The organism is Arenicella sp. 4NH20-0111 (assembly GCF_040366405.1).
GTDB lineage: Bacteria > Pseudomonadota > Gammaproteobacteria > Arenicellales > Arenicellaceae > Arenicella.
Genome location: NZ_BAABWF010000013.1, coordinates 40964 through 59961 on the forward strand (window position 1 = coordinate 40964; position 18998 = coordinate 59961).

The 18998-nt window shown below is 45.7% G+C and carries 20 protein-coding genes and 1 tRNA gene; 4 read left to right on the plus strand and 17 right to left on the minus strand.

All coding sequences use genetic code 11. The annotated features are described in order from the left end of the window. The first annotated feature begins 93 nt into the window (after positions 1-93). From ABWW54_RS18650 to arsJ, 4 genes are all read left to right on the plus strand, one after another. The gene (locus ABWW54_RS18650; RefSeq protein ID WP_353414546.1) at positions 94-555 is read left to right on the plus strand and encodes an Lrp/AsnC family transcriptional regulator; all 462 of its coding nucleotides are present in this window, start codon (positions 94-96) and stop codon (positions 553-555) included. A gap of 26 nt (positions 556-581) precedes the next feature. Further along, positions 582-1730, plus strand: coding sequence for a serine hydrolase domain-containing protein (locus ABWW54_RS18655; protein ID WP_353414547.1), 1149 nt, complete (start codon positions 582-584; stop codon positions 1728-1730). Between the two features lie 75 nt (positions 1731-1805). Then, complete coding sequence (locus ABWW54_RS18660; protein WP_353414549.1) at positions 1806-2822, plus strand: ArsJ-associated glyceraldehyde-3-phosphate dehydrogenase; 1017 nt, start codon at positions 1806-1808, stop codon at positions 2820-2822. 31 nt (positions 2823-2853) lie between these two features. After that, positions 2854-4092 carry an organoarsenical effux MFS transporter ArsJ gene (gene arsJ / locus ABWW54_RS18665; protein WP_353414551.1) on the plus strand — a complete coding sequence of 413 codons (1239 nt, stop codon included), beginning with the start codon at positions 2854-2856 and terminating at the stop codon, positions 4090-4092. A 42-nt stretch (positions 4093-4134) separates the two neighbouring features. Here the strand turns inward: arsJ and ABWW54_RS18670 are convergent, their stop codons facing one another. From ABWW54_RS18670 to ABWW54_RS18750, 17 genes are all read right to left on the minus strand, one after another. Further along, entirely contained in the window at positions 4135-4503 is a 369-nt protein-coding gene (locus ABWW54_RS18670; protein WP_353414552.1) for a cupin domain-containing protein, read from the minus strand. Next, positions 4496-5398, minus strand: coding sequence for a DMT family transporter (locus ABWW54_RS18675; protein WP_353414554.1), 903 nt, complete (start codon positions 5396-5398; stop codon positions 4496-4498). Before ABWW54_RS18675 ends, ABWW54_RS18670 begins: the two co-directional genes overlap by 8 nt. After that, positions 5395-6285 carry a DMT family transporter gene (locus tag ABWW54_RS18680; RefSeq protein WP_353414556.1) on the minus strand — a complete coding sequence of 297 codons (891 nt, stop codon included), beginning with the start codon at positions 6283-6285 and terminating at the stop codon, positions 5395-5397. The genes ABWW54_RS18675 and ABWW54_RS18680 overlap by 4 nt, the downstream gene beginning before the upstream one ends. A gap of 27 nt (positions 6286-6312) precedes the next feature. Then, complete coding sequence (gene modC / locus ABWW54_RS18685; protein ID WP_353414558.1) at positions 6313-7383, minus strand: molybdenum ABC transporter ATP-binding protein; 1071 nt, start codon at positions 7381-7383, stop codon at positions 6313-6315. Further along, positions 7380-8060: a molybdate ABC transporter permease subunit gene (modB, locus tag ABWW54_RS18690; RefSeq protein WP_353414560.1), complete on the minus strand. Its 681-nt coding sequence runs from the start codon at positions 8058-8060 to the stop codon at positions 7380-7382. Before modB ends, modC begins: the two co-directional genes overlap by 4 nt. Next, entirely contained in the window at positions 8060-8818 is a 759-nt protein-coding gene (gene modA / locus ABWW54_RS18695; protein WP_353414562.1) for a molybdate ABC transporter substrate-binding protein, read from the minus strand. The genes modB and modA overlap by 1 nt, the downstream gene beginning before the upstream one ends. 83 nt (positions 8819-8901) lie before the next feature. After that, positions 8902-9564 (minus strand): hypothetical protein, encoded by a 663-nt coding sequence (locus ABWW54_RS18700; RefSeq protein WP_353414563.1) that lies wholly within the window; start codon positions 9562-9564, stop codon positions 8902-8904. Between the two features lie 116 nt (positions 9565-9680). Further along, positions 9681-10592 carry an aldo/keto reductase gene (locus tag ABWW54_RS18705; RefSeq protein ID WP_353414565.1) on the minus strand — a complete coding sequence of 304 codons (912 nt, stop codon included), beginning with the start codon at positions 10590-10592 and terminating at the stop codon, positions 9681-9683. Positions 10593-10644: 52 nt separating this feature from the next. Then, positions 10645-11262: a TIGR02466 family protein gene (locus ABWW54_RS18710; RefSeq protein WP_353414566.1), complete on the minus strand. Its 618-nt coding sequence runs from the start codon at positions 11260-11262 to the stop codon at positions 10645-10647. Between the two features lie 272 nt (positions 11263-11534). Beyond that, the gene (ychF, locus tag ABWW54_RS18715; protein ID WP_353414567.1) at positions 11535-12626 is read right to left on the minus strand and encodes a redox-regulated ATPase YchF; all 1092 of its coding nucleotides are present in this window, start codon (positions 12624-12626) and stop codon (positions 11535-11537) included. Positions 12627-12662: 36 nt separating this feature from the next. Next, complete coding sequence (gene pth, locus ABWW54_RS18720; RefSeq protein WP_353414609.1) at positions 12663-13244, minus strand: aminoacyl-tRNA hydrolase; 582 nt, start codon at positions 13242-13244, stop codon at positions 12663-12665. Between the two features lie 14 nt (positions 13245-13258). After that, entirely contained in the window at positions 13259-13909 is a 651-nt protein-coding gene (locus ABWW54_RS18725; protein WP_353414569.1) for a 50S ribosomal protein L25/general stress protein Ctc, read from the minus strand. A gap of 92 nt (positions 13910-14001) precedes the next feature. After that, complete coding sequence (locus ABWW54_RS18730) at positions 14002-14958, minus strand: ribose-phosphate pyrophosphokinase (protein ID WP_353414571.1); 957 nt, start codon at positions 14956-14958, stop codon at positions 14002-14004. 243 nt (positions 14959-15201) lie between these two features. Next, positions 15202-15278 (minus strand) — tRNA-Gln (locus ABWW54_RS18735). Between the two features lie 108 nt (positions 15279-15386). After that, positions 15387-16340: a 4-(cytidine 5'-diphospho)-2-C-methyl-D-erythritol kinase gene (ispE, locus tag ABWW54_RS18740; RefSeq protein ID WP_353414573.1), complete on the minus strand. Its 954-nt coding sequence runs from the start codon at positions 16338-16340 to the stop codon at positions 15387-15389. Continuing rightward, complete coding sequence (gene lolB / locus ABWW54_RS18745; RefSeq protein ID WP_353414575.1) at positions 16309-16971, minus strand: lipoprotein insertase outer membrane protein LolB; 663 nt, start codon at positions 16969-16971, stop codon at positions 16309-16311. The genes ispE and lolB overlap by 32 nt, the downstream gene beginning before the upstream one ends. Beyond that, positions 16972-18828: a tetratricopeptide repeat protein gene (locus tag ABWW54_RS18750; RefSeq protein WP_353414577.1), complete on the minus strand. Its 1857-nt coding sequence runs from the start codon at positions 18826-18828 to the stop codon at positions 16972-16974. Positions 18829-18998: the final 170 nt, after the last annotated feature.

Genomic DNA, 18998 nt, shown 5'->3' on the forward strand with positions numbered 1-18998 from the left:
GCTAGGCGCGAGCAAGTTTGAGCAATATACGAACACAAAAGACAACACTTTAGATATAATCACTAAAAATACGGACATAATTAGATATAAAAGTTGAATATTGATAAAACCGATAGACTAATACTCCAGCATCTACAGAAAAATGCCCGAATCACTAATCTAGAATTAGCCGACTTGGTCAATTTGTCACCCACCCCGTGCGCAAGACGTGTTAAACAATTGGAGTCGTCTGGAATAATAACGCGCCATATCACCATGCTAGACCACGAAAAACTTGGCCTAAAGCTAATGGCCATGATCAGCGTAACGATGGATCGACATACGGCCGATAGATTTGAAAAATTCGAAGCGTCGGCCTCGGCGCTACCGGAAGTGATGGAGTGTTATGTCGTCACAGGGCAAGATTCCGACTTTCTTATCAAAGTGTTAATCAAAGATATGCGACACTACGAGGAGTTTTTACTCCGCCGCCTTACAAAACTAGAGGGCGTGAGGGGTGTACACACCAGCTTTGTATTGCGCCAGCCAATACATAAAACAGAATTACCGTTATAACTTACATTCACCTAGAGGGTATTGTTTTGAAAATAGTTAGATCACTGATCATTGGCCTAATGTCTATTTGTCTAGTTGCTGTCGTTGGGCTCCTTATTAGCGGTAACGGGTTCATATTAACCAGTATCAAGCGCACCTACCTTGCCGGGCATATCACAGCGAATATCAACGATCATCAAGTGTTTAACGTGAGATCCATTCCTACGGCAGCCGCCAAAACACCCCTGCTCAAGCATGAAAAATTTAATAAAACGCCACTTCCAACCGAGTTTTTAAACGAGTTAAAAGTCGGAGGCTCTGCTGCATTTTTAGTAATCAAAGACGGAAAAGTCATCTCAGAAAATTACTTTAACGGCTATGACGACCGCAGTAAGACAAACTCATTCTCCATGGCGAAAACCGTCACCACCTTACTGCTCGGAATCGCAATCCAAGAAGGACACGTAACAGGCCTAGACCAACCGATAACAGATTTCATACCCGAATTCAGTTCTGACCCATTAGCCAAAAGCGCCACCATAGCAAACTTCTCCTTAATGAATTCAGGCTATGAATGGGACGAAAATTATTACACTCCTTTTAGTCCAACAGTAGAACTATACTATGGTGGAAACATTGAGGAATTTTTACTCAGTGGTGAGTTCTCAATGGAACCGGGCACTTTCTGGGAGTACTCCAGTGCATCAACTCAGATCATGGGAATCTTTTTACTACGTGCCCTACAAAAAGCCGGCGCTGCAGACACCCTTAGCGAATATCTTAGTAAAAAGATTTGGCAGCCAATGCAGATGAACGACGACGCGGCATGGCATTTAGACAATAGCGGCATGGAATTGGTTTATTGCTGCCTAAATACCAATGCTCGTAACTTCGCAAAGCTGGGCTTGCTAATGATTAATGGCGGGAACTGGAACGGTCAACAACTCGTTCCTCAAGAGTTCGTCAAACAGATGATACAACCGGTAGGCCAGCCCTTTTATGGGCTATCCACCTGGCTAGCATTAGACAGAAACCCTGCATATTACTGGTACAGTGGTCACCTAGGACAATACATAATCAACGTTCCTGAACACAATACGGTAATTGTACGTCTGGGTGAGCGAATGAACCCTGATGAGGATTTTCGTTCGATCACGCTCCCACGATATGTAGAAATGGCGACCTCCATTCTTTAAAGTTGTAACAAAGCTGTCATATGATTTGGTTGCAAATCGCTATAATTCACTTTCTTAGAGATAGGTCTAAATACGATGACGATTAAGATTGGATTAAATGGCTTTGGGCGAATCGGAAGATTGAGCCTGCGTGCACTGTACTCTTGGGCGAACGAACATGAGCTGGAATTCGTACAGATCAATGACCCGGCCGGTAACGTTGAAACGATGGCTCACTTGCTGAATTTCGATTCAGTTCATGGTCGCTTTAATCATAGTGCAGACACTCTTGACGGCAGTCTTGTGATTGGCAACCATCAAATTCGCTATACCAACAACCGCACCATCGAAGCAACAGATTGGTCGAACTGCGATATCGTGCTAGAAGCTTCTGGCAAGTTCAAGACACTCTCGGCTCTTCAGCCTTACCTTGATCAAGGGGTTAAGCGCGTAGTCGTTAGCGCGCCGGTAAAGGAACAAGGCGCGCTCAACATTGTCATGGGCGTTAATGAGTCTAATTATGACCCGAAAAAACACGCTATTGTGACAGCCGCGTCATGCACCACCAATTGCTTGGCCCCCGCGGTGAAAATCATCCATGAACATCTAGGCATCAAACATGGCTCTATCACCACCATTCATGATATCACCAACACACAAACAATCATCGACGCCCCGCACAAAGATTTACGGAGAGCACGCTCATGCGGGACCAGCTTAGTACCGACCACAACCGGCTCAGCAACAGCTATTACTGAAATTTTCCCCGAGCTTAAAGGCAAATTAAACGGACACGCAGTTCGCGTGCCTTTAACCAATGCATCGCTAACTGATTGTGTATTCGAACTTGAGCAGTCAACCACTGTCGAGGAAGTCAACGCACTGTTTAAGCAAGCTTCGGAGGGCGAATTGAATGGCATTCTTGGCTATGAAGAGCGGCCGCTCGTGTCAGTTGATTACAAAACAGACCCTCGCTCATGCATTGTCGACGCGTTGTCGACCATGGTGATCAACGGATCCCAACTAAAATTGTACCTTTGGTACGATAACGAATGGGGCTACTCAAACCGCACAATGGAATTAATTCGAGATGTTGTCGCTAAAAGCCTTTAATTTGGTTTAGCACGCTTTAGCTTGATCAAACATGTTACTCACCGACCTTTCTCATAATGTTCGTCAATACCTGTTAATTACCGCGAACTATTGGGCTTTTACGCTCACCGACGGCGCCCTAAGAATGATGGTGATTCTCTTTTTTCATCAACAAGGATATAGCCCACTTGAAATAGCGTCTCTTTTTGTCTTTTACGAGTTTTTTGGCGTTGTCACCAACCTTCTAGGTGGCTGGCTGGGCGCCAAATTCGGTTTGAACCGCACCATGAACGTAGGTTTGTTCCTGCAATTAGTGGCCCTTCTCATGCTTGCTCTGCCCACTCCAGCTCTTACTGTCATATGGGTTATGGCGGCTCAAGCACTTTCAGGCGTAGCTAAAGACTTAAACAAAATGAGCGCGAAGAGCGCGATTAAACTGCTGGTTCCAGAGGAGCAACAAGACGCGTTATATCGCTGGATTGCTACCTTAACAGGCTCAAAAAACACACTCAAGGGAGCCGGATTTTTCCTTGGTGGCGCGCTATTGTTCCAATTTGGATTCCAAGCCTCAATCTTAATAATGACGTTTTCTTTAATGTTCGTATGGCTAGTCAGTCTGTTTTATTTAAAACGAGACCTAGGCAAAGCTTCGAAAAAAGTAAAATTCAAACAGTTGTTCTCAAAGTCCAAAGCAATTAACCGCTTAGCACTGGCAAGGCTATTCCTATTCGCATCTCGCGATGTTTGGTTCGTGATAGCGCTTCCCGTTTTCTTGGCGAGACAACTAGACTGGTCACACTCGCAAGTGGGTAGCTTATTGGCTTGCTGGATTATTTTTTACGGCATTGTGCAAACTCAAGCGCCAAAATTTACTCGCATTAAAAGCAAGTCCTATCGAACTGTCGCAACGGGATGGGCTTTAGCATTGTCAGCAATTCCGGCAGCAATTGCTTTCACCCAGTTCAGTAACTTTCACCCAATTAACTTATTGATTCTAGGATTGTTTGTTTTTGGATTTGTGTTTGCGGTTAATTCGGCCTTACACAGCTTTCTGATTGTGAACTTTTCAGATGCTGACGCGGTCTCCACTGATGTCGGTTTTTATTACATGGCGAACGCAGCCGGACGCCTTCTGGGAACGTTACTCTCCGGATGGGTTTTCCAAGAACACGGCCTAACGGCTTGCTTACTTGTCTCAAGCGCCTTCCTCTCTGTAGCAACTCTAATTTCGGCCACCCTGCCAGGGGCTCAGTGCAGCAATCTATCACCTCGATCAAATTCTCAGCGCTAGGATAAACCACTCATTTAACGGATAAGTCTTACTGCCCCTCAATCACACCCAAATATCATTCTGGGCTGTCCGCTCTCCTTGCTCTGCGTCCCCCGTATTTATCACGTTCTTAGGCTCAACAATCATTACCTTCACCTCCGCTTCAGCGACTGGTTTGTGTTCAACACCCTTTTGTACGACGTACATTTCTCCTTCAGATAATTCAATACATCCATCACGCAACTCGATTTTCAATTGCCCTTCCAACACAATAAAGGCCTCATCTGTATGGTCATGTTTATGCCACACGAACTCCCCTTCAAGTTTCGCCAGCTTGAATTGATAATCATTGAGCTCGGCGATAACGCGCGGAGCCCATTGCTCTGAGAACAGAGAAAACTTATTCTGAAAATTGATCCTTTTATTACTCATATTTGATTTTATTACTCCGCTTGGACATGATCACAATAGATATACCGCCTAATACGGCAACGCTGGATAGCAATAAGCGAATGGTTATTGCCTCTCCGACAAACATGATTGCCAATATCGCAGCAATCACCGGCACAGCCAACTGACTCACGGCGGCAACCGTTGTACTCAATGAACGCAAAGCTGAATACCACACAGCGTACCCAATACCGGAAGTAAGGGCTCCAGAAGCAGTAGCCAGCAGCACACCACGCCAGGACAACGTCACCTCGCCTAAAAGACCGAACGCCATCAAGATAAAAAGCAACAAAGAAAATGGTAGCGCTCGCGTAAAATTATACGCTGAGTCATTCAATGGAGATTTTGAACCTTGACCTTGCACGGTATACACCGCCCAAGCGCAGCCTGAAACCACCATCAATGCTAACCCTACTGAGCTAGGCTTAGTAAGTTCAGGTAGCAACAAATACGCAAACCCAGCGCATGAAACAAGAAAACCAAGCCCCTCGATGAGAGACAATTTCTCTCCCTTTGCCATGCCATACACTATTAGTGAAATCTGAACACTGCCAAACAAAATTAGCGCGCCCGTTGCCGTATCCAGACTCACGTAGGCGTAAGAAAAAAACGCCGCGTATACAAATAATGAGAAACCTCCGAGCCAGCCTCCAGAATCACTGTATTTAATCGATCGACCTCTATCTTGACGACTCTCTCTAAACAGTCGAGTTAAGAATATTAGCGCAACGGCACCTGAGATAAGTCGAAGCAGTGTAAAGCTCCCGGCGTCTATCGACATCGTCTTAAGAGCCAGGCGACAAAGCATCGAGTTGCCGGCGAAGGCGACAAGCGCAACCATGGTTAGAATAAAAGTCTTAACCGTTACCGAATTCATCCAAAAACCCCAAGAAAAATCAATACTCCTAGAAACGTCAGGCCCACGCCGCACAATCGTCTTTTACTTAAAGGCTCTTTCAAGAAAACGGCCGCCATTATGACTATGAAGATATTTGCAGTCTCATTGAGCACAGATGCCACGGATGCGTCGGCGTATTTAAACCCACCCAACCAAAAAAGCAGTGCAAAATACGAGCCAAAACAACTGGCAATAATGATGGCGCCCCATCGATGCTCACCGTAAAACACCGAGTTAAATGTGGGCACCACACGTTGGCGTAAAACCAAATACACTAACATGCCAATGACTCCAGCCAGCATCCTTAGGGTCACGATCCAAAAGAACCCATCATTCACAAGTATTGGCTTCATGGCCACCACTCCCGCCGCCGTCAAAAACACCGAAGCAGCCGCTAACAAAGAGCCCTTTAGGGCCTTAGTAGAATCCAGATCATCATTGTGTCTTTGGTACACAACGATCAATATTCCGGCTAATACAAATAGAAAACCAAACCACTGCCATAGAAATAACGTTTCGGCCAAAAACATCATCGATAAAAGCACTACAAACGGACTGTATAAGCTAGCCACAATTGCCGTTCGGCCCGCTCCGATGACTCTTAGTGCTTGAAGATACAATGTATCAGCAACCGCGATTCCCAAGTAACCACTGGCTATAATGACGCCCCAATCAACCCACTCAAGAGAGGGTAATTTAAGGCCCTCGACTAAAAATGCTGTGGGCGCTAACAAACTCAATCCAATCACATTTTTAACAAGATTCAGTGTATTGGAGCTTAGACTGTCACCAACGTGCTTATATAAAACGACCGCGCTGGCCCACATCAAAGCGCATGCTAACGCGTAGAATTCTCCGACGCCCATTTATCGAGTGAATCTCATCGCAATACCCTATAGCAGTGCAATGCTTTTGATTTGCAAAGAGACAACCATTCCAGGCTCTAGTTTTAATAGCTCGGAAGACAGCTTGGTTATTCTCGCTAATATGAGCTCGCCGTGAGCCACCACCTTCACCAACGTCTGCGCCTTGCCGTGATCTTTAAGCTCAAGTATTGAACCCTCTATTGAATTCAATATGCTTGTATCATGGTTAACCGAAAGAGAAATACTGATGTCTCGCGCACTTAACTTAACCCTTACGCTCTGGCCTATGCTTACAGCGTTAGCGTTTGTCAGGGCCAACTCGCCAGCCTTAGTTGCTAAGTAAGTAATTCCGTAATCCGCATCGTGACGCACCACTTCGCCCTGTATTATGCTGGCGGCTTCCGGTTGATTCGCGAGAGGCAAATCCAACCTAGAAAGCATGTTCCGAGTACTTCCTTGCGCCAGTACGCCGCCTGCATCAAGTAACACCAAACTATCAGACAATCTGGCAATTTCATCGATTGAATGACTGACGTAAAGAATTGGAATTTTGGTAGCACTACAAACCGACTCTAACCAAGGTAAGATGTCTGATTTAGCGGCTGAGTCCAACGCCGATAGAGGTTCATCCATCAACAACAACTTAGGCTGTGAACACAACGCCCGAGCAATCGCCACCCTTTGACGCTCACCACCAGACAAACCATGGCACTCTCTAGCGACCAAGGGGGCAATGCCTAATAATTCGATGGCATCCTTCTTAGCGATGATCTGACGCCCACGATGACGGGCTCTTGTAAGTGCGAAATCTAGGTTTTGTTCAACTGACAGGTGATTAAACAAGGAGGCTTCTTGAAAAACGAACGCGAGTTCTCTTTTGTGAGTTGGCAGGAAATGCTTGTCTGTCTGCCACGGTTCTCCGTCAAACCAAACATGTGCGTTTGGCTGTTTATCAAATCCAGCAACGGCCCTCAATAAACTGGTCTTGCCTGAGCCAGAAGGACCAAAAACGCCGGTCACTTGCCGCGCCAGTGCCGTCATGCGTATCCACTTATCGAAGCCTTGATTAGCCAGATTAATTTCGAGCTTTAGGCTCATGAGTGAAACACTCCGACCCGTCGATTGTTGGCGTAAACCAAGATTAGCAAAGCCATAGACAATCCCAACAGCAACAACGATAAGGCATGCGCGTTGCCGTATTCTAACGTTTCTACGTGTTCGTAAATAGCGATTGAAGCCACCCTTGTTTCTCCAGGAATATTGCCGCCGATCATCAGTACTATTCCAAACTCTCCAACAGTGTGAGCAAACCCTAATACAGTTGCGGTCAGAATTCCGGGCTTTGCCATCGGAAGTACGACACTTCGAAAGGCATCAAACGGCGATGCACCAAGGCTAGCGGCGACTTCCAATGGCCGCCGGCCAATCGCAGCAAAGGAATTTTGCAATGGCTGAACAACGAATGGCAACGAATAGATAACCGACCCAACAACCAACCCAGTGAAACTGAACGCCAAGCCTTCGCCAGTCAGCGATTTAATGAAAGCTCCAAGGTAGCCATTAGGGCTAAATAACACTAATAAGTAAAAACCCAATACCGTGGGAGGTAAAACCAAAGGGAGCGCAATAATGGACTCTACTAGATACTTAAATCGCCAACGAGTGGTTGCAAGCCACCATGAAAATGGGAGACAGACAAGAACAAGAATGGCGGTACTGAGACTAGCCAGTTTCAACGTCGTGCCAAGCGCAACAAGATCAGACGGGGAAATCATCAACGTGTTTCGTAACCATTGTTTCTAATGATGGTTTTACCTAACTCACTCAAAACAAATTCATAGAATCCGCGTACGTCCTGAGATTCTCGAAGAATGAGCATCTGCTGCTCAATAGGCTCATGGTGATTAGATGGAACCAGAACCAGCTGATCGTCAGGAATGCCCTCGACCTGTGAAAATGCAATAAAACCTGCTTCAACGTTACCCGTATTCAAAAACTGGAAAGTTTGTCCGATGTTTTCTCCCATCAGTCGCTCCGGTTCCCTCTTTGTTGTCGCCTCACCCTGGGCCATCACGTACTCAATTGATTGTTCTGAAGCTAATCCATAGGGCGCCAATTTAGGGTTTGCTAGCGCAATTTTCTTATGCTGAGAAAGTAATACACTGAGTGTGCTATTAGGTTTTTTGGAACCGCCTGGCACCCAAAATGCCAGCCGACCAATCGCGTAGGTAATTCTTGAATTGTCAACTGCTAGGCCGATGCTCTCTATGTATTGAGGGCGTTGTTGATCGGCTGCCATGAATAAATCCACGGGCAGCCCCCTAGCGATTTGCGCTGCATGCTTCCCCGTTGAACCAATGAGTAAAATAGGTTCTACATTACCTTGCTCGGAAAACGCATGAGACAGCTCTTGAGCAGTTTTAGCAAAGTTACTGGCTACAGCAACTCGAATTTGCGCCTGAGATAAGTTAACAACGCAACTAACTGTCAATAAGAATACTAAGAGCGAAAAGCTGCTTTTAACGTTTTTCATCCTCTTTGTCCGCATTGGCATTACCTCAGACCATAAAAAAAGAGGTGCAGAGCACCTCTTTTTTACAAATCAAAACTCAACTCTTAATTTTCGTCTTCTCTTAACAATTCGAGAATCGGCGCAATGGAAACTTTGCTTTCTGATGGCTCAGGAGTTGTTGGCGTTGGCTCTCCAAAACCCAGTTCGCTTGGATCTACTTCTCCTTGGCCAACTTTATAAAAAACAATGTTAGTTCGTTCACGAACATTGTTAAATTGCAGTCCGTTTCTAGTGATACCAGCAACCATTAAGCCAATTACGTCTCCTTCTCGAACGGTATAGTTCGACAAAGGCGCAAACTTCAAATGCGATGAACCACGAAGCGCAGAACGCTGCTTAACAGTTTGACCGTTACGTAGGAACTCCCAGGTTCCGCCGTACCAGGTATCACCCACCTTAATAAATGCCCATGCATTAGCAACGCAGCAATTCAGGTTCGTCGTACCAATTGAACCTCGCCCCTTCGGCCATGAATCCTTTTTATCGTAATTCATCGTTACCGTACTGCCACTTATGCTCGCTTCCAAGTTAGACGTCTGAGCAAAACTCCTGACTAAATCGGCCGTTCCAGGCACCGCGCCATCCTCAATAAACACCACCCCAGAATCAAGGTCGTCGGGAAAAGCCGCTAACGCATTACCGGCAGCTATCGAAGCAGCTAAAGCTGCGGCGAGAGCGAAAATTCTTCTACTAATTATATTTTTCAATGATATTTCCTCTATTGGGAGTCTTGTAACAAACCTAGGTCGCGACATTATAAAAAATTGAGTCAGAAATTGATAATAAAATGAAAGAATTTGTTAAAAAATAAACGGCAACGACATTAGGGTACGTTTACCCCTGAAGAAGCCACCCAAATTCGGTACCACTGCTCCTGGTTCAACTGTAGATGAGAGGAATCAAGGGACGATTTTACGCGATCGATATTTCCACTGCCCAATATGGCCACAGGCCTAGATGGCAATTTGCGAATCCACGCAAAAACCACCTGCTCCAAGGAATATTCACCATGCTCAGCAGCAACTTCGAGCAAACAAGTACGGAGCCGGCTCATCCTATCAGAGTCTTCGTTAAAAATTCTGCCTCCAGCCAAACAAGACCAGGCCATGGGTCTAACTCTGTATTGTTGTAATTGATCCAGAGTGCCATCATCCACAACCTTAAAATTTACCGGATTAATCTCAACTTGATTTGTGACCAGACGCTGATCAATTCGAGACTGAAGCAAATCAAATTGACTTGACGTGAAATTAGAGACTCCAAAATGAGAAACTTTTCCACTTTTAGTTAGGTTTTTAAAACACTCACCAATCGCGTCAACGTCCATTAACCAATCAGGTCGATGAACCAACAAAACATCGAGCTGGTCGACCCCAAGTCGAGATAATGAGAGATCCACTGAATTTTCAATCGCTCGGGGAGTACTATCGTAATGATTAACTTGAACGCTGTCTTCGTCAACCAGTTCGATACCACACTTTGAAACGATCTGAATGTTTGCTCTCATACCCGGGTCCAACTTTAAAACCCGTCCAAAGAGCTCTTCGCAACTCGGAGCCTGACCGTAAACATGCGCATGATCAACCGTTGTAATGCCAAGAGCCACATGTTGCTTAAGAAACGTTAAGTGCTCTTGGACCGTTCGACGCCAATCATTCATCCGCCAGTAACCCTGCACAAACTCTGAAAAATGCGGCCCGTTTGGAGCCATTTCCACGGAATTGACTAACGCCATTTTGTCCATCCTATTAAAATTCTATTCATTAAAAATACCCAAGCTTCGATAGCTAGGCGATACTCAGCTCAGAAACATCTCGGTAATTGCCCAGCTTGCCTTTAACAAAGGAGTTAAAAGCGATGGAAAACCTCGGTTGAGGTGAAGTATTACTCTCCACGAAGTGCTGTAGCCTTGACGAAAAAAGTACGACTTCACCAGTTCGCGGTTCAACGACATTTATTTGCGTGTTGTATAGGTTTCGCTTGTCAGCCTCCGGCAATAGTTGGAGTTGCTGATAAGTTGAATGCCTCTCAAACACCATTTTTGCAGGCGGTTCCGGCATATTGCAAAAATACAGTGAACCAGAGACGATAGAGTTTGAATGAGAGTGACTGTGCATACCAACGCCAGGCTCGTTGATTAGCGACCAAGACTGTGTAATTTCCAACGCTTGCTTAATCCCCATTACCTCATGCGCATAGTGATCCAAGGCTCCTTGAACAGCGGCTTTCACACTCGCCAACTCAGGGGCGTCAAACAGATACAAGTTTTCGGAAATCAAGTTCGTTTGATTTCGGTTCATCTTTAGTTTTTTAATGAACTCTATCTGTTCAGGACTAATGGAATTCGATATATCAGCTCTAAATATTGGTTCGGCGAACAACGCCTGAAGGTCGGTGTTTTGCATAATTGAATTGTTTCCCAGTGATTTATAATTATTAGTAGATACAAGCGACCTACATGAATTTAAAACCAGCCAAGCAACAAAGAATGCAACCGAAAAACGATTCCCTAAGACAACACAACTCCGAACAATCGCTTTATCAATAAACTAAACTATGAGTAGGCCATCTTCAAAAACTGAAGGCGCTGCACACTGAGCATAGACCAAGAAACAAGGATGTGAAAGAGGAATGCGATGACGAAGCAAGATCCGCTCATCGCACCGTCAAAACCACACTAGACGTTAAAGCGAAAATGGACGACATCGCCATCCTGCATTACGTAGTCTTTGCCCTCCAAACGGAACTTTCCAGCTTCCTTTGCCCCCTGCTCACCTTGGTATTGATCGTAATCAGCAAAGGCCGTGGTCTCAGCTCGGATAAACCCACGCTCAAAATCTGTATGGATGACGCCGGCGGCTTTTGGTGCTGTATCGCCTTTTCGTATCGTCCAAGCGCGAACTTCAGTTTTGCCCGCTGTAAAATAGGTTTGTAATCCAAGCAGTTCATAACCTGCTCGAATCACGCGGTCTAACCCAGGTTCTTCCTGACCTATTTCAGCTAAGAACTCTACTTTCTCGCCATCATCCAATTCGGCAATCTCAGACTCTATTGAAGCACAAATCACAACAACACCCGCGCCCTCACTCTCTGCTATTGCATTAACGGTGTCTAAATGCGGATTGTTTTCAAACCCAGCTTCATCCACGTTAGCTATGTACATGGTTGGCTTTGCCGTCATCAAACACAGGTGTTTGATTTTGTCGTAATCGTCTTCATCTAGCCCCAAAGAGCGAACGGGTTCGCCTTCATTTAGATGAGCAGATACTCTCTCTAACACCGCTTTCAGTGCGATTTGCTCCTTGTCACCAGACTTAGAACGCTTCGCTGCACGCTCGATGGCTTTATCCACCGTATCAAGGTCTGCCAAACCCAATTCTGTGTGAATCACTTCGATGTCAGAAGCAGGATCAACTTTTCCAGATACGTGAATAACATTGTCATCATTGAAGCAACGCACCACATGAGCTATCGCGTCAACTTCTCTGATGTTTGCTAAAAATTGATTTCCTAGGCCCTCACCCTTCGACGCGCCTTCTACTAACCCGGCTATATCAACAAATTCCATCGTCGCAGGAATGGTTTTATTAGGATCGGCTAATTCGGTCAAACGATGCAACCGCGGATCGGGAACTTCAACCATTCCCACGTTTGGTTCGATAGTGCAAAAAGGGTAGTTTTCCGCCTGAATTCCCGAATTGGTCAAAGCGTTAAATAGCGTAGACTTACCAACGTTTGGTAGCCCAACAATGCCGCATTTAAATCCCATATTATCCTCTTCTTTCAGGCAGTCGTTCTGCCTAACCTATTTACTTAAATTTGTATGTAATTCGTTCATTGCGCGAGGGAATTCTCCCTTAACAACCAGATCAATGACACGTAGACTCTCAGCAATAGCGTCGTCGATTCGCAACTGATCTGATTTGTTCGCAGGCTTCAGCACGTACCCAGACACATCGCGCCCAACGCCAGGGTGTCCGATGCCTAAGCGAAGGCGTGCAAAATCTTTACTAGCGCCTTTCTGCACAATATCTCTGAGTCCATTATTACCACCATGCCCGCCTCCGAGCTTTAACCGGGCGACACCAGGGTCAAGATCTAACTCGTCATGGGCGACTAAAATCTCACCCAACCCTATTTTGTAATAATGACAAGCAGCAATAACCGCCTTGCCACTTAAATTCATGAATGTGTCAGGGGCAAGCAATCTGACTTCTTGCTCAGCAATAAAGGTTTTCACCGATCTGCCAAAACAATGCTTATCGGCTTTAAGAGAGCCACCTGTTTGCTCGAGCAATCGGTCTAAAAACAAAAACCCGGCGTTATGCCGGGTCTTCGTATACTTGTCGCCTGGATTGCCGAGACCGACAATCATTTTTATAGGCATAGACTGCATATAGCTTACTCTTGAGACGCGCCTTCTTCAGCAGCTGCATCGCCTTCTTCAGAATCATCTTCTGACGAGGCGCTTGGGCCCTTCGGAATCAACACAGAAGCCACTGGCAATTCAAGATCTTGTTCTTGGTACGAAGCCGACAGCTCAACGCCTTCAGGTAATTTAACCTGACCTAGATGAACAGACTCACTTTTACCTAACTCAGAACAATCAACCTCGATGTATTCCGGCAGATCGCTACCCAAACATGAAACGTCTACAGAAACCATGTTGTGACTCATGATTCCGCCTTCAGTTTTAACACCAGGCGCGTCATCTTCACCGACAAAGTGGAAAGGAACCGTCATGGTAATTGTGTCTTTACGACTTACACGTTGAAAGTCTAAGTGCATTACCTGTGACTTAAAGGGATGCATTTGCACATCACGCAAAATTGCGCGCTGCAAATCTCCATCTACTTTTAATTGTACTAATGCGGAATGGAAAGCTTCAACGTCTAATTGGTGTGAGATCTTATTGTGATCAACCAAAAGATATTGCTCATCTTCTCCACCGCCATAGACCACAACTGGGACTTGACCATTGCGTCGCGCGCGACGTGAGGCAGCCGTACCAGAACCGGTTCTTACTTCAGCTTCTACTATAAAATTAGCCATACTATTTCTCTAAATTAAATCCGCCGAAAGTATTGACGACGGACGTTTCCAAACTCGCATCAGAACTTGATGCTAACTACGTTACTCGATATCTAATCGATATCCGAGAACAATGAACTCACCGAATCACTTACTGTGATTCGACGAATAGATTCACCTAACAAGTGAGCAACCGACAACTGTCGAATTTTTTCACTTGCGGCCGCGGCATCCGACAGAGGAATGGTGTTGGTGACAACCACTTCGTCCATCGTTGACGCATTAATTCGATTAACAGCCTCTCCAGACAATACTGGATGAGTACAATAAGCACGGACGGCTGTCGCACCATGCTCTTTAAGCGCATCGGCCGCCTTACACAACGTATTTGCCGTATCAACCATGTCGTCGATAAGTACGCAACTGCGCCCTTCAACTTCACCAATGATGTTCATAACTTTAGCTACGTTCGCCTTTGGTCGCCGCTTATCAATAATAGCTAAGTCAACGCCCAGTCGTTTGGCTAACGCTCGCGCTCGTACGACCCCACCTACATCAGGTGAGACAACAACTAGATTATCTTCATTCAAATTACGAATATCGTCTAACAATATAGGCGAACCGTAAATATTGTCAGTTGGGATATCAAAGAAACCCTGAATCTGGTCAGCGTGAAGGTCCATGGTCAATACACGATCGGCACCTGCAGTGCTCATCATCGAAGCAATCAGTTTGGCACTGATTGGGACTCTGGAGTTTCTCGGCCGGCGATCTTGTCGCGCATACCCGTAATACGGCATGACTGCCGTGATACGGTGCGCCGATGATCGATTGCAAGCGTCAATCATCAATAATAATTCAATTAAATTTTTGTGACTCGGTGCGCAAGTAGGCTGAATGATAAACACATCACGACCGCGCACATTCTCTTGGATTTCTACAGTGATTTCGCCATCACTGAATTGCTCAACGCGGGCCTTGCCGAGCGGAACCTTCAAATAGTCAACCACTTGAGCGGTAAGCTCAGGGTTAGCGTTACCAGAAAAAATAAGTAAGTTTTCGAGTGCCACTGTCTAACCTCTTGGGTAAAACCTCAGTTTCGCTGACCAGCCATAAAACTGACAACGTATGTTTTGGTCAAAGCCGAATCGGCTGACATGTGCGCGAATTATATGACTAATTCACGAGTTTTTCAGCGAAGTAGACTAAAAGATAAAACAATTTATCCATCACCTACTTGGTTTGTAGTCACACAGCCAAGCGGATAGAGCAAGCCTAAATAAAAGAGAGGAAAGTGAGAAAGAAAGAAAGAATGGCTGGGGTGGAAGGATTCGAACCTTCGAATGCCGGAATCAAAATCCGGTGCGTTAGGCCACTTCGCCACACCCCAGTACACTTTCTTGATATCTTGAATAAGTTAGACCTACTCAAAAATATCCATAACCCGTCTTCATTCGGCTTCCTTACCAATTCATCGTAACAACGAGCGGAGCGTATTCTACTCTATTTCTTTGTACAATGGGTGAAAATTTTCACCTTTGGCAACAAAACCTGCTGAATTCAATGGTCGCTTGTGCAAAATTTCCAATCCCGCTTGCTCACTCCCAACCGGAAGGAACACAGAACCGCCAGAGCCGCTCATGCGAGGTTGACCAAATTGCGACAACCACTCAAGAAGTTCGTTAACTTCTGGGTATTCAGCTCTGACAATTTCTTCAAGCTGATTTTCCCCAAAAGTCGAGTCTATGACATACCCGTTCGCTTCGTTTTCACTCTGCGGCGAGTTGGTGCCTTTCTCGAGAGCGCGTATTTTCTTCATCTCGGGTCTCGGTGTCAAACGTTTATTTGAAAAAATTTCCACTGTTGACACTTCAACGCCCGGATTAAGCACTAAATACCATGATTCAACGGGGTTTATGGGTGTTAAAATTTCTCCAATGCCTTCAGCCCAAGCGGCTTGCCCTCCAATAAATACCGGCACGTCAGCACCAAGACCCAAACCGATTTGACTCAATGTGTCTCGACTGAGCTTAAGACCCCACAATTTATTAAGCGCAATAAGTACCGTCGCGGCGTCTGAACTCCCGCCACCGAGCCCGCCGCCCATCGGCAAGTTCTTCTTCATGCCGATAACCACGCCGCACCGGCTATCGGAAAACCTCTTCAATTGCTGCGCAGCGCGCATGCATAGGTCACTCTCTTCACTAAACCCGAAATCGTAATCACGCTCTATGCGTCCAGAATCGTTAATAGAGAAAACCAATTCATCACCATAATTGAGAAATTGAAATGCGGTTTGCAGCAAATGATAGCCATCGCTTCTCTTCCCAACGACGTGCAAAAAAAGATTGATTTTCGCCGGCGCAGGCCAGCTATGATCGTCAGATTCAGTCAACATGAAATCGGTCACGTCCTTATCCTTAACGTGTTCTGGTCCAAGACTTTGCAACAAGCCTCACTCTCACAAGACTTTCTTCTCCATTGATGAGCAGCGTTCGCTTGGCCGTAATCTTCTTTGGCAGCGTTATATCATCCAAGAAGAGTGGTTTATAGGTCTCGTAGTTGATTAACCAACCTCCTTGGTCAAGCAGACTCACCCTACCATCAAACACTTGATATTGGTAAGACTGAGACTCATTTGGAACCCCAAACACCCAGTAAGCTAAAGAATCTATAGGCATCGGCCATCCAACCACTCGCATCAACAGCTCTTGTGGACTAACACCAACGTGTTCGACGCCTTTATTATCTTTCAACACCGCGCGATCGCCATTAAAGCTCAATCGCACCGCACCGACGCCTAAAGGGCCATAAAGACGTATTTCGTTCTCCGTTCCCCTTACAGTCCAAATGAGGTTTGCAGACTCATTATCGCTTACCGTTTTTATACCGACTTTCGCCGTCAACTTCCAACCTTGAAGTTGCGTTAATCGATCTCGCTGAGTTGCAAACACAGAAGGGCTATTTAACCACCCATCGGCCAACGGTTCGGGTTCAGATTTGATTGCGGTTTGACACGCCCCAAGCAATCCCAGACACAGGATGAGACTTAGACGTCCATAACTAAACTTGCCAACCATCATTTAAGAATCGAGTTGCGTCTCTAGCAATCCGGCCGACGCTTCATCGGCAACACCATACCGCTCAATGGTTTCGTTCAACAAGCGGTTATCCTGCTCCTTTGCCAACCAAGCAAACCAAATAGTTTTAGCGCGTTCTTGATCGCCACTTTCCCACAACACTTCGGCCAAATGAGTTGCTATTTCAACTTCCTCACTTTTAGCGTACGCTTTTTCCAAAAAATCAATTGCGGTTTCAAAATCACCTTGGCGATACGCAACCCACCCCATGCTGTCGAGGATATGCGCATCATTAGGCCTAAGTTCTAATGCCTTTTCGATTAGAACTCTGGCTTCTTCATACCTCATGGATTGATCGGCCAAGGTGTAGCCCAGGGCATTAAGAGCATTGGCGTGATCGGGTTTCGCCGCAATTATCTTTCGAAAGTCAGGCTCTGCTATATCAACTCGCTTCAACTCCGCGGCCACGAGAGCTCGAGCATAAACAAGCTCCAAATTATCAGGAATGTAATACAGCACTTCGTTAATTGCACCTAAGGCTTCTTCGTATTGGTATTCCGACATCAACAAATAGTGCCTTGTTAACGCCAAACTAACGTATTGGGCTTCGGTGTTTGGATCCAAGCTCGCCAAGGTGCTGATGGCGGAATCGAGCCCAAATAACTCGTACCGTGCGTTCGCTACTTGTATCTGCGCATCAAACAACAGCCCAGGATCACGTATATCATTAAAGTAGCGCTCAGCGGTTTTGTAATTTTTATCAATGTAGGAACGACGAGCTAAAGACCAACGAATGTCGTCGTCGCCTGGATTGATATTCAGCGCTCTCAGATAGTATTTGCTTGCTTGTTCAAATTGTTTTTGATCTTCAGCTAGGGCCGCGGTGTACTTCAGCGCACTGGTATTTCTGGGCGCATCGAGGAGAACCTGCAGCATATAGTCGTAGGCTTGTTCTACCCCTTCGCTGCGAATCAATTCAGCGGCATAATTTATCCTCATCACAATTGAACTAGGGTGAGTTTTTACGTACTCAGCGATAAATTCACCGCGCTCTTCGAGCTTTTGCTGTGAAAGTAAAACTTTAGCTTGCATCTGTGCCGCCAATTCCCACCCAGGCTTAAGCTCTAACGCCTTTTCAACCCAGATTTCAGACTGCTCGTAGTCCTCGAAGTTTTCAGCGACAAACGACGCACTAAGCGCCGCCTGTGCCGAATTCGGGTACTGAGTGACCAAAAATGCAGCGACCTCTAATCCTGCGTCGCGATTTTTCTGGCGGATCAAAAGGGCGGCTACTTGCTTGATATGCGAATCAAGTTCTTTTCCTTCTTCGTGTGCCAGAACGCTTTTTTTAGCACCCTCTGCGTCTCCAGCACCTAGCTGTGTAATTAACAACATATTAAGAGGATCAGGATCTTGCGCATCCAGTTCATACCACAATTGGGCGCTTGACAATCCTTGTTGATAATCATTATCTCTGAGCGCCAGCAAGGTAGCCAAACGTGCTAATCGAAAATCCTTAGTGGAACTTGCTACTGATTGGGCTTTCTTTGCAGCTAAGCCCCAAGCACCCTGGTAGCTTGCAATGTTCATTACCAACAAACTTTCCAAGGTCTCGGCATCCAATTCGATCCGAGGCAATCTTGGGTCCTGTGCTAACTCCGCGTCAGATTCGATCGACTCTTGATCCGGGTTAACCTCAATGACGGCATCTGCCTGCCCCAGAGGTTCAGAGGATATTCCATTGTTATGTGTCACACAGCCGCTGAGGGCCATCACAAAAAAAGCCAAACAAAAACGATCAACCAACCTCTTCGAAACTGGCTCGGCTTTATTACTGGTAACTTCTACGATATTACTCATACAATTTTGTTCTCACATGGCGAAATTGCTCGCCCTACACGGTCATTATAAACATAAGAACGTTATTGGACCCATCACCTAACAAAGGTTTTACTCCGATGGAGCGCAACTACCACAAAAATTGACAGACTTTTCTTAACTTTATCCACTCTAGTCTCTACAATTGCAGT